This is a genomic window from Ruficoccus sp. ZRK36 (genome assembly GCF_019603315.1).
Classification (GTDB): Bacteria; Verrucomicrobiota; Verrucomicrobiia; order Opitutales; family Cerasicoccaceae; genus Ruficoccus.
In genome coordinates this window covers 3,195,041-3,207,045 of the sequence record NZ_CP080649.1, presented here as the reverse complement: position 1 = coordinate 3,207,045, position 12,005 = coordinate 3,195,041, and the positions used below count along the sequence as shown (strand labels likewise).

8 protein-coding genes are annotated in these 12,005 nt (G+C 57.4%); all 8 read left to right on the top strand.

Features of this window, described 5'->3' with window-relative positions; translation table 11 throughout:
- Nucleotides 1–279: 279 nt before the first annotated feature.
- Nucleotides 280–2,892, top strand: a complete 2,613-nt coding sequence (locus tag K0V07_RS13990; protein ID WP_220622005.1) for a hypothetical protein — start codon at nt 280–282, stop codon at nt 2,890–2,892.
- Between the two features lie 220 nt (nt 2,893–3,112).
- Nucleotides 3,113–3,448, top strand: coding sequence for a hypothetical protein (locus tag K0V07_RS13985; RefSeq protein WP_220622004.1), 336 nt, complete (start codon nt 3,113–3,115; stop codon nt 3,446–3,448).
- A 2-nt stretch (nt 3,449–3,450) separates the two neighbouring features.
- The gene (locus tag K0V07_RS13980) at nt 3,451–3,921 is read left to right on the top strand and encodes a periplasmic heavy metal sensor (RefSeq protein ID WP_220622003.1); all 471 of its coding nucleotides are present in this window, start codon (nt 3,451–3,453) and stop codon (nt 3,919–3,921) included.
- Between the two features lie 7 nt (nt 3,922–3,928).
- On the top strand, nt 3,929–4,513 hold the full coding sequence (locus K0V07_RS13975; protein WP_220622002.1) for a sigma-70 family RNA polymerase sigma factor: 585 nt from the start codon (nt 3,929–3,931) through the stop codon (nt 4,511–4,513).
- Between the two features lie 45 nt (nt 4,514–4,558).
- Complete coding sequence (locus tag K0V07_RS13970; RefSeq protein WP_220622001.1) at nt 4,559–5,896, top strand: TolC family protein; 1,338 nt, start codon at nt 4,559–4,561, stop codon at nt 5,894–5,896.
- On the top strand, nt 5,889–7,691 hold the full coding sequence (locus K0V07_RS13965; RefSeq protein WP_220622000.1) for an efflux RND transporter periplasmic adaptor subunit: 1,803 nt from the start codon (nt 5,889–5,891) through the stop codon (nt 7,689–7,691). Before K0V07_RS13970 ends, K0V07_RS13965 begins: the two co-directional genes overlap by 8 nt.
- The gene (locus K0V07_RS13960; RefSeq protein WP_220621999.1) at nt 7,681–11,463 is read left to right on the top strand and encodes an efflux RND transporter permease subunit; all 3,783 of its coding nucleotides are present in this window, start codon (nt 7,681–7,683) and stop codon (nt 11,461–11,463) included. Before K0V07_RS13965 ends, K0V07_RS13960 begins: the two co-directional genes overlap by 11 nt.
- A complete protein-coding gene (locus tag K0V07_RS13955; protein ID WP_220621998.1) occupies nt 11,460–12,002 on the top strand; it encodes a DUF3347 domain-containing protein in 543 nt (180 codons plus the stop codon). Before K0V07_RS13960 ends, K0V07_RS13955 begins: the two co-directional genes overlap by 4 nt.
- The last annotated feature ends 3 nt before the right edge of the window (nt 12,003–12,005 follow it).

Sequence of the window (12,005 nt, the reverse complement as noted above, 5' to 3'; positions counted from 1 at the left end):
AAGCGTGAAGATTACGACGAGCAGGGAAGCAACGCTTTGATGAGCAATCTTCTTTGGATTGTTTGTGGGTCGTGTTGAGGTTCAGAGGGAGCTAGTCATTTCGTACTGGAGCCGTGGTAGTGCGCAATTCTTCCCGAAGGCTGAGGTGCCGACCCTGTTTGTCGTTGTCTCATCCTTGCCACCACTCGCTACGGTGAATAAGAAGTTCCTTTTTTATCACTGACTGAGAGCCTGTGACCCCCAATCCTCACGCTTGAAAAGGAAACTGTTTCGATGCTGATGAAAGATAAAATCCTACCCCTGATGTTTGCCCTGTTGTTCTTCCTGGGAGCAAGTGCCTATGCCATGGAAGCCGATGCGACTGACATTACGTTGGTCGGCGGTGAATATGGGACCCTGAAAAACGCCCCGGTCAATGATTGCGCCGGTCTGACAAACGCTTTGGAGCTTGATTGCACGGCTTTGCCGAAGAGCGACTCGTTTGGGATCAGTGTGCCCGTCGAGCCGTTTGAGTTGGTGGCCGGAAAGGTCTACGTGCTCAGTTTTTATGCAAAAGTGACCGATGCGTATGACACGCTGAAGGTGTCGATCGACGACAAGTCTGGAAAAGAGCTCACGGGTTTCACTTATCAGCTTTGCGGGCAATGGACGCAGATCTTTGTTCCTTTCAAAGCTACCGGCAACGAGGTGAATATCCGGATGACACTCGGGGGGCAGCTCCAGAAAGTCTACCTGGGGGGGATTCGCGTCGATGCCAGTGATACCACATTCGAGGGAGCCAGGAGCGGCTACTACATGGTCGAGTCTGATGGCTGGGAGACTGTTGTTGTCGATTGGGGCGAAGGCATGGGGATCGGTAACTGCGCGGATGTTATCGCAAACGGCGAGTATATCTACGCCATTACGAATAAGGGGTTGCACGTCTTCCAGGCCAATGATCGTGGCGATAACCCAACGCTGGTTAAGAGCACGAAGCCCTATGGCGATTTTAGACAAATGAGTATCACCGACGACGGGCAGGGGCTTGTCGTGACCGCCAGAACGAATGAGGTTTTTGTCTTCGACATCTCCGATCCTGTGAATCCAGTACTTGCGTCCCGGATTGATTCGCTGGAGGCAGCCACAGGGATTGATATACAGGGTAAGTATTGCTTTATCGCGGACCGGGTCTTTGGCGTCGATATTGTTGATATCTCTGACCTCTATCATCCTGTCATGGTCTCTAATATCCCGACCGGAGAGACGCAGGACTGTAAGGTCTACAACGGATACCTCTATGCGGGCGTATGGGGGGCTTGTAAGGTGAGAGTGTGCGACGTGCGCGATGTTGAAAATCCCCGTGTTATCGGTGACATACAGCTGAAAGGGCGTGGCGACGGCGTTAATATCAAGCAGGGTATCTTGTACGCTGCCACCGGGCATATGGAGAGTAAGACTCCGCAGGCGACGAGCCCAGGCTACGCACTCGGTAATGGTATGGAGATGTATGATATCACCGACCCTGAGAATCCTGTGTTGCTCTCCCGGGTGAGAGCCGATGGGCGCATGTACTGCTCCTACCCGGATGTCTGGCGTGTGAGTGTTGCCGGTCATTACGCATACCTTGCGAGCACCTATAATGGCATCTACGTCTACGATACGACAGATAAGCGCCTGCCGAAACGCGTGGCACACATCGAGGTCATGGCCAAGGAGGGGGAGCCCGGGTTTAGTAAGTCTAAGCCGAAGTCTACCTGGGTCTTTCCGTACGATCCAGAGCTGGAAAGACATGGGGCCTTGATCGACTGCGATGTACAGGACGGGACCATGTATATCGCCAATAAGTCGAATGATCTGTATGTGCTCCACGGAAAGGATTATCTGGCAGAGGCTACGGATAAAGATGACTCAACGGTTTTCCCGAAGCAGGCATACACGGGCTCTTATTTCTCGAATGACCTGAGTGCGATGGGCTTTAAGGAGGGTAGGTTATTTCAGCCGGGCAGTCAGGTCTGGGCCTGTGCCAGGTATGGTGACTACACCTACGTGGCATCGGGGGCAGATGGTATCTACGTCATCGACGATGAGATGAACATCATCAGCCAATACCCCTCGCACGATATCACCAATGACATCCAAATCGTTGGAAACAAGATCTACGCTGCTGAGAACACGGCTGGCCTGTGCATTTACGAGATCGACGAGACCAGCCCGGATAAAATCACCTACAAGGGCGGCTACAAATCTGGTGTTTCGCCGATTGTAGAGGTGGCGCTTTCGCCCGATGCCAGGTTTGCACTCGTACAGAGAGGGAATACCTCAGCACTTATCGATGTGTCGGATATCGCAAATCCGAAGGCGTACCAGAAATTCCCCTACACAATGGTGTACCAGAATCAAATCACCCGGGAGTGCGCTCAAGACAGATACCTGATGGTCTTCGCCAATGGCTCGAAAACCGTTGTGTGCGATTTTGGCGTGGGCGGAAGCGCTGCTGACCCCGTGATCAACGAAACCTGGGTAAGTGGTATGCGACAGGGCTTCGGCTTGGCTGCCGATGGTGATCAAGTACTGGGAACCGCCGGGAGTAAGCTGTACCGCTTTGATCCTACAAATAAAGGCGTTTACTCATCCTCTCTGGCCTCTAACCCGCATGTGGAAACCTTATCGATAAATTATACAGCGGGAGTCCCTACCGTGATCGGTGACTACCTGCTTATTGCGAGTCGCAGTAAGGGGGAGTTATCCGTTTATAAACTCTCTGAAGACAGGAGCGTGGCCCCGGCGCTTGTTAAGAAAGTCACGTTCAAGGGAAATCCCTCTCGTCCAATCTCAGATGGAAACCGCATCTATCTCCCTCTGGGCTACGGGGGGCTCGCCAGCTTTGAGCTGGCTGGGCTCACCTCTGAGTAAAATTATCCTCCAGCGGAAAAGATAAAACCACGTGCGCCCCCCGGCGTCCCTGGCCGGGGAAGTCGGGTAGGGACGCCGGGGTTTTGCAGTGCTGACAGCTGGGTTTGTCTCGCAGTTGTCGCCACGGCCGCTGAATCGCATGATTTCGTTCTTCCACTTCGGCGTTTTTTCTATGAAATCATTTTTGAGGGTTTTCAGGGAAACTCGCGTTTAATAGACTATGACGGATCAGGAATTTGATAATCTCATTACGCAGGTCAGGCAGTCGCCACTCCCGGACTGCCCTGGTTCGCTGGAAAGTCATGTACTGCGTAGAGTCCGACTATCCCGTAATGAATCAGAGGGACTGCTTTGGTCGTGGTTCACGGCCCTCCTGCCGAAACCTGCTTTTGTGGCCGCAGTCATTACCCTGGTTGTTGGCGTAAGTGTCTTCATGACAGTCATGAAGACCACTACCCAAATCTCTGTCGCTCACAAGCAGCAGCTAGCCGTCAGGGCGCTAGATTTTGGCGTTTTGAGCAACAACGAAATCATGAACTTTGATAACGCGCACTGAGCATGAGCGGCGGAAGTCATAAAGGGAGTAAAGCGGGTCTCCTGCTCGCAGTCTTTGCCGGTCTCATCGTGCTCTGTATTGGGGTGTCGTTTCTGACCTCGTTGTTCATGATGCCCCGTGAGGACTGGAGTCAACATGACGCCGCGCACGGGCATCAGTGGCTGCACAAGGAGCTGAATTTAACGGATGAAGAAGCGGCGGCTATCGATGAGTTTGAGCCGAAATACCGCCAAGAGAAGGCAGTCCTGCAGGCGGCATTTCAGGCAAAGATCGAGGACCTGCGGGAGCTGCTTGTCAGTTCCGATCAGTTTTCCCCTGAGGTGCAGCACGCGATCCATGAGCTCCACCTCGTCCATGGGCAGTTGCAGGAGCTGGCCATCCGTCATTATTTCCAGATGATGAGTGTCCTGCCTCCGGATAAGCAAGAGCGCCTCAAGAAGCTTGCAGGGCAGGCGTTGAGTATTCCCCAATGATTCTCTCATGCCGGAAAACGATGACGACAGTCAGCTCATCCAGCGAATCGCCCATGGAGATGAACAGGCCTTGGCCTGCCTGATGGGACGCTACAAGGAGCCGCTTTTCCGCTTCACGTACCGGTACTTGGGTAATGAAAGTGATTCCGCTGAGATAACCGAGGAGGCTTTTTATCGCGTCTATCAAAACGCAGCCCGCTACTCTCCCCGTGCTGCGGTAAAGACGTGGATCTTTGCGATCGCGCTGAATTTGTGCAGGGATCGGTTGCGCCGCCAGAAAAAGCATCGTGGGAATGTATCCCTGGACACCCCCTCCGATGATCGGCAAGGCGTAACCCCTCTGCTCGGGTCTATCGATGCGGGGGGAGCTGATCCGCATGAGGAGCTACAGTCCTCGGACGCGATCCGTCGCATCAATACCGCCATCCACACTTTACCAGAGAAGCTGAAATTCCCCTTCGTGTACTGTGTTTTGGAGGAGCACGCCTACGATGAGTGCGCGGCGATCCTGAAGACGAGCCGCAAGACGGTGGAAACGCGCATCTACCGGGCCAGAAAGTGGCTGCGCGATAAACTGGCCAATCTGCTCTGAATATTTTGAGGGTTTACGGCGATGCCTGCGTTTAAGTAGGCATAAATGAATCGAAGCCCATTTATAAAAACGCTGAGAGCAGGCATTGGTTTTGCCATGGCGGTACTGGGGGCAGGCCAGTCGCTTCAGGCAGCCGTTGAAGCTTCCGAATCCCTGCCCATGCCGGTGTCTGATCTGCAGAGCTACCTGGCGCAGGCGATGGCCGCCAACCCGCAGTTGAAAGCCTTCTCTCGCCGCTATGACGCCGCCACGCAGCGCGTCCCGCAGGTCTCTGCTCTGCCGGATCCGATGTTTCAGGTGACGCATTTCGTCGAGTCGGTCCAGACGCGCACCGGCCCGCAGGAGAACGTATTTACATTCAGTCAGAAGATTCCGTGGTTCGGTAAGCTGAGCAGCCGGGAAAGCGCCGCATCGGCCGAGGCCCAGGCGCTCTGGTTCGCCTACCAGAATCAGCAATTAACGCTGGCCCGTAGCGTGTCCGTCGCATTCTACGAATACGGCTACATCGAGGAGGCCATCCGGCTCACGCAGGAGAATGTTGAGCTGCTCAGTAAGCTGGAGCCGATCATCGAAGAAAAGATCCGGGCAGGTGGCGATATCAATGCGCTCCTGCGCCTGAAGGTGGAGATCGGGAAAGTGGATGACCGGCTGCAATCCTTGCAGCAGCAGCGCGTCTCACAGTCCGCCAGGCTGCGGGAGTTGCTCGCCCTGCCCGGAGAAGAGGTGCTGCCCTGGCCGCAGTGGGAGGCTCCAGATATCATCACTCCGGATGGTCCCTCCCTGGCAGTGGCGATGGAGGCTAACAACCCCGGCCTGCAAATGCTGGAGCGTAAAATCACCAGTGCTGAGGCGCGACGCGAGATCGCCCGCCTGGAAAGCTATCCCGACATTACCCTCGGCTTTAACTACATCCAGACAGGCGACCCCGTGGTCAACCCGAACACACCCGATGCGGGCCAGGACCCTTGGGGCTTCACCGTCGCGGTAAACATCCCCATCTGGTTCGGTAAGTACGATGCCGCCAAGGCCGAGGCCCTGGCCAACCAGCGCTCCTTCGAGAGTGAATATGACAACCAGCTCAACACTCTGCGCACGCAGTTGACCGTGAGCCTGTCTGGTCTGGCGGATGCTAATCGCCGGCTGCAGCTCTACGGAGAGGATTTACTGGGGCTGGCCGAGCAGGCCGCTGAGAATAGCCGATCGGGCTATGAGACCGGACAGCTCGGGATACTGGACCTGATCGACAGCGAGCGCTCGCTGCTCGACCTGCAACTGCTCTACTGGCGTGCCGCCTCGGATGCCTGGCAGCAGCGCGTTAACATCCAGGCCCTGGCGAATCTTCCAATCCTGGGAACCTTTCACGTGACACAGAACGATGAATAAGAAAACGATTTTTACAGCGGGCGCCCTCGTGGCGGCAGCACTCCTTGCGGGTATTGGGATCGGGCACTACGTCTCGGAGGATACCACCGCAACGGTGTCTGCCTCTGATGCGACGACGACGCAAAAGACTGACGAGGCCACCAAGCCGACCATCTGGACCTGCTCGATGCACCCTCAGATCCGGCAGACAAAGCCGGGTAAGTGCCCCATCTGCGGCATGGATTTGATACCGCTTGTCGAAGAGGCCGGGGGGCAGGATGGCCCACGGGTTCTGAGCATGAGCGAGGCGTCTCGGGCGTTGGCGGATATTCAGACGACGTTGGTGCGCCAGGATTTTCCCGAGGCAGATATTCGGCTGGTGGGTAAGCTCGATTATGACGAAACCCGCGAGAAATCTCTCGCTGCCCGTTTCCCTGCCCGCATCGATGAGCTGTTCGTTAATTATACGGGCATCCGCGTGAAGGCGGGCGATCGCTTGGCCACGGTTTATAGCCCTGAGCTGCTGAGCGCACAGCGTGAGCTTCTGACCGCCTACCGTGCTGGCCCTGACAGTTCGCTGACCCGTGTCGCCAGAGATAAACTCCGGCTCTGGGACCTGCTGCCCGAGCAGATTGATGAGATCATCGAAAGCGGAAAGGCTCGGGATCACTTCGAACTGAAAGCGCCGGTCGGAGGCGTGGTCGTTGCCAAAAATGTTAAGGAAGGCGATTACGTCAAAACTGGAGAGCCGCTTTTCAAGATTGTCGATTTGAGCGAGCTTTGGGCCACGCTGGACGCCTATGAGTCCGACCTGCCCTGGCTGCGTGAGGGGCAGGATGTGACTTTCACCGTGGAGTCGGTACCGGGGGAGACCTTCCATGGGGAAATCGTATTCATCGAGCCGGTGGTAGATCGTAAGACCCGGACGATCCCTGTCCGCCTGAATGTGCCCAACGGTGATGAACGCCTGAAGCCGGGCATGTTTGTGCGCGCTGAGGTTAAGGCGCGGCTGGGAGTAGGGGGGAGCGTTGATGAGGCGGAATCGCCGCCCGTCATTGTCCCCGCGTCCGCGGTTTTGCGCACCGGTAAGCGTGCGGTCGTCTATGTGGAGAAGCCGGGTGCGGAGCGCCCGACCTACGAAGGGCGCGAGATCGTTCTCGGGCCACGGGCCGGGGATCATTACATCGTCGTCTCCGGTCTGGGCGCTGGCGAGCGCGTCGTCACCCACGGGGCCTTTAAGATCGACAGCGCTCTGCAGATCCAGGCCAAGCCGAGCATGATGAACCCCGAGGGCGGCGGTCCCGTGCCCGGCCACAACCACGGAGGCTCGACACCGGCGGCTAGCAGTGGCGAACACGCCTCGAACGCCGGGATGACGATGCTGGAAATCCCTGTGGATAAGCTACCTGCTTTGCTTGACCCCTACCTGAAGATGCAGACAGCCCTCGCGGCAGACGATCTGAGCGACGCCAAGGAGCAGGCCAAAGCCATGATGGCGATCACCGGACACAGCGGCAGCCTGCCTGCACTGCTCCATGAAATGCTTGCCGCGAAGACGCTGGAGGCTTTCCGCCTGCCATCCTTTGAGAGCTTATCGAATGCGCTCATTATGGCCGCGAAGCAACATCCCGACCGTCTGACTCAGCCCTTGGTCGTGATGCATTGCCCGATGGCCAACAACAACGCGGGCGCGAATTGGCTGCAGGTCTCAGAGCCTTTGCAGAACCCGTATTATGGCCCCGGGATGCTGGGCTGCGGAGACGTGATGGAAACGATTGGCGACGAAACCCAGGACCACTCAGGCCATGAGCAGTAAACCTTCGTTTAATCCCATCAACGGCCTGATTCGCTTTTGTCTCGAAAACAAGCTGGTCGTCATCCTCTTTGCGGTGGTGCTCATCCTCTGGGGCGTGTCCGTTGCTCCTTTTGACTGGGAGTCGGATATCCTCCCGCGCGACCCTGTGCCCGTGGATGCGATCCCGGACATCGGAGAAAACCAGCAGATTGTTTTCACGGAGTGGATGGGGCGCTCGCCACAGGACATCGAAGATCAGATCACGTACCCCTTGACAACGGCCTTGCTCGGTCTTCCGGAGGTTAAAACGATCCGCAGTTACTCGATGTTCGGGTTCTCCTCGATCTACATCATCTTCAAGGAGGACGCCGGGTTCTACTGGACGCGCAGCCGCATCCTGGAAAAGCTCAACAGCCTGCCGTCGGGGACCTTGCCGCAGGGAGTGTCGCCCCAGCTCGGGCCGGACGCTACCGCGCTTGGGCAGGTTTTCTGGTACACGCTCGAGGGGATGGGCCCGGACGGCAAGCCTGCCGGAGGCTGGGACCCGGAGGAGCTGCGCAGTGTACAGGACTGGTACGTCCGGTATGCGCTCCAGGGCGTAGACGGGGTGGCCGAGGTGGCCTCCATCGGTGGCTATGTGAAAGAGTATCAGGTGGATGTTGATCCCGACGCCTTACGCACCTACGGCATTACCCTGCAGGAGGTTTTCGAGGCCGTGCGTGGCAGTAATCTGGATGTCGGCGCTCGTACGATTGAAATCAATGCCGCCGAATACGTGGTCCGGGGGCTCGGCTTCATCAAGAATCTGGATGACCTGCGCAAGAGCGTCATCACGCAGCGGGATAACGTGCCGATCACCCTGGAGCAGGTGGCCGAGATCGAGTTCGGACCGGCACTGCGCCGCGGTGCGCTCGACAAGGCTGGAGCCGAGGCCGTGGGCGGTGTAGTCGTGACGCGCTACGGTGAAAACCCACTGGCGGTGATCAAACGGGTCAAAGAGAAAATCGCAGAGATATCTCCCGGCCTGCCGAAAAAGACCCTCGCGGACGGCACGGTGAGCCAGGTGGAGATTGTTCCGTTCTATGACCGCACCGGTCTGATCCACGAGACGCTGGGCACGCTGGAGGACGCGGTCCGGCAACAGATCCTCGTCACCATCATCGTCGTTGTTCTCATGGTGCTGCACCTGCGCAGTGCCGCGCTGATCTCAGGTGTTCTGCCACTGGCGGTCCTGTTTGCCTTCATCGGTATGAAGCTCTTTGGCGTGGACGCTAATGTGGTCGCGCTCTCCGGTATAGCCATCGCCATTGGGACGATTGTGGACATGGGCGTGGTCCTGATTGAGAATATCCTGAAGCACCTCGACGAGGCCCCACCGGGGGAGGATCGCCTAGAGGTCGTCTATCGTGCGTGCAGCGAGGTCGGCGGCGCAGTGGTGACAGCCGTGCTGACGACGGTCATCAGCTTTTTGCCGGTATTCACCATGGAGGCCGCCGAGGGTAAGCTCTTCCGCCCGCTGGCCTATACCAAGACCTTTGCCCTGATCGGCTCGATCGTGGTCGCGCTGACGATTATACCGCCGCTTGCCCATTGGTTTATTGCTGGTCGTTACAAGTCGTCCTGGGCAAAGACCGGGTTGTGGTCCGGCGTTGGCGTGATCGGTCTCATCGGGGGGCTGCTCATCAGCTGGTTCCCCGGATGGCTTGGCCTGTTGATGATCGTGGCAGCCGCCTTTCATTTGGCTAGTTCCAGAATACCGGACTGGGTGCGCCGGGGCGTCTTCTTCGCTTTCAATTTCATCGTGGCCGTGATCGTGGCGCTCTGGCTGGCTGCGGACTGGAAGCCCCTCGGCCCCGAGCAGCACCTGAGCAACATTTTCTTTGTCCTGATCGTGGTGGGCGGACTGCTGGGGTTTTTCCTGCTCTTCATCAAGTTTTACTCCCGGATACTGGCATCGCTGCTGCGCATGAAGTTGCTGTTCCTGGCGGCGTGCTTCGTTATCATCCTTTTTGGTTTTACGGCCTGGCTGGGGTGGGGGAAGGTCTTCGGCTGGCTACCGGAATCTATCCGCCAGTCCCGTCCCTACGTGACGATGGCGCATGCTATCCCAGGCCTTGGTAAGGAGTTTATGCCGGCGCTGGACGAAGGCTCCTACCTGCTCATGCCTACGACGATGCCACACGCCTCTATCGGTGAGGTCAGGGATGTGCTCAGCAAGCAGGACATGGCTATCAATGCCATTCCCGAGGTGGAGCGCGCTGTGGGTAAACTGGGCCGGGTGGACAGCCCGCTCGACCCCGCGCCGATCTCGATGATCGAGACCATCATCACCTATAAGCCGGAGTACATCACCGACGAGAACGGGCGTATCCTCACCTTTGCTTACGACAAGTCTGCCGGGGACTTCAAGCGTGACGAAGCCGGGGAGCTCATCCCCGACAAAGACGGTCGCCCCTTCCGCCAGTGGCGCGACACGATCAAGAGTCCCGATGATATCTGGAAGGAGATCGTGAAGGCCGCGACGATCCCCGGTACGACGTCCGCCCCGAAGCTCCAGCCCATTGCGGCGCGCATTGTCATGCTACAGAGCGGCATGCGGGCACCAATGGGCTTGAAGGTGTATGGGCCGGACCTGGAGACGCTGGAGGGTGTTGCCATGGAGATCGAGGGTGCGCTTAAGCAGGTGCCGTCCATCAACCCGGAGACGGTGCTCGCGGACCGCATCGTCGGCAAACCCTATCTGGAAATCAACATCGACCGGGACGCCATCGCGCGCTACGGCATCAAAATCAAGTCCGTGCAGGATGTGATCGAGGTCGCCATCGGCGGTAAGCCTATCACGCAGACCGTTGAGGGGCGCGAGCGCTATCCGGTGCGCGTACGCTACATGCGTGAGCTGCGGGATACCATCGAGGCGATTGAGGACATCCTTGTCGCGGCACCCGACGGTACGCAAATCCCCCTGCGCGAGCTCGCGAGTATCGACTACGTGCGCGGGCCTCAGGTCATCAAGAGTGAAGACACCTTTCTGGTCGGCTACGTGATTTTCGACAAGGCCGAGGGCTACGCAGAGGTCGAGGTTGTCGAGCAGGCGCAGCAACTCCTGCAGGATAAAATAAATAGCGGTGAGCTCGTCATCCCCGCCGGGGTCAGCTACAAGTTCACCGGAAGCTACGAGAATCAGGTGCGCGCCGAGAAAAAGCTTCGCATCGTGCTGCCGATCGCTTTGTTTGCGATCTGGCTGATCCTCTACTTCCAATTCAAGCGGATTGCCACGACCTTGCTTGTTTTCTCAGGCATTGTCTTCGCCTGGTCGGGTGGTTTCATCCTGATCTGGCTCTACGGCCAGCCCTGGTTCCTCGATGTCAGCTTCTTCGGGCACGACCTGAGGGCACTGTTTCAGGTGGACACGGTCAATCTCAGCGTAGCCGTCTGGGTCGGGTTCCTGGCTCTCTTTGGGATCGCTACCGACAACGGCGTCATCGTCTGCACCTATCTTCAGCAGATTTTCAGAGAAAAGAATCCAACGACTCTTGAGCAAATCAGGGCCGCCACCGTTGAGGCCGGCACCCGCCGCGTGCGCCCGGCCATGATGACGAGCGCGACGACGATTCTCGCGCTCCTGCCGGTCCTCACCTCTGTTGGCCGTGGCTCGGACATCATGGTGCCGATGGCTATCCCGTCCTTTGGCGGTATGCTGCTGGCTATCCTGACCATTTTTGTTGTGCCGGTTCTTTACTGCGGATTGGCCGAAATCACTCACACCTTGAAACTCAAATCAACCAAACCATGAAAAGCATACGTACTATTATCCTAGGGCTCTCACTTCTCCTGGCGAATATCGCACAGGCGCATGACGACGCCTTTAAGCCGGGCTTTGTGGACACCCTCGTCAGCCCCTACCTGAGCATGCAGAAAGCCCTCTCATCGGATGACCTATCCGACGCCCAGATCGGCGCTAAGAGCTTCCTCAAGTCCATGGAGCAGGCCCCTTCGGGAAGTAAACGCGTAGACTCAGTGGTCGAGGATCTGTACGCACCGGCCAAGTCCATTGCCCAGGCAACGACGCTCGCAACAGCGCGCGAAGCCTTCGCGACTCTCTCCACGAAAATGGAATCGCTGATTGCACATGTTGGAGTGCCTGCCGGTACCGATTTATATCTGGCTCACTGCCCGATGGCTTTAGGCGGAAAGGGTGGCGATTGGCTACAGGCTGATAAAACCATCACCAACCCGTATTTTGGCGCGATGATGTTGCATTGCGGCAGCATCCAAAAGCAAGTTGCGGGTGACACGAACGACAAGAGCATGCCTGCCGGTCATCAGCATTGATGT

Coding starts and splice junctions, on each gene's coding strand:
- K0V07_RS13990 (WP_220622005.1), top strand. CDS start 280: ATGAAAGATAAAATCCTACCCCTGATGTTTGCCCTGTTGTTCTTCCTG.
- K0V07_RS13985 (WP_220622004.1), top strand. CDS start 3,113: ATGACGGATCAGGAATTTGATAATCTCATTACGCAGGTCAGGCAGTCG.
- K0V07_RS13980 (WP_220622003.1), top strand. CDS start 3,451: ATGAGCGGCGGAAGTCATAAAGGGAGTAAAGCGGGTCTCCTGCTCGCA.
- K0V07_RS13975 (WP_220622002.1), top strand. CDS start 3,929: ATGCCGGAAAACGATGACGACAGTCAGCTCATCCAGCGAATCGCCCAT.
- K0V07_RS13970 (WP_220622001.1), top strand. CDS start 4,559: ATGAATCGAAGCCCATTTATAAAAACGCTGAGAGCAGGCATTGGTTTT.
- K0V07_RS13965 (WP_220622000.1), top strand. CDS start 5,889: ATGAATAAGAAAACGATTTTTACAGCGGGCGCCCTCGTGGCGGCAGCA.
- K0V07_RS13960 (WP_220621999.1), top strand. CDS start 7,681: ATGAGCAGTAAACCTTCGTTTAATCCCATCAACGGCCTGATTCGCTTT.
- K0V07_RS13955 (WP_220621998.1), top strand. CDS start 11,460: ATGAAAAGCATACGTACTATTATCCTAGGGCTCTCACTTCTCCTGGCG.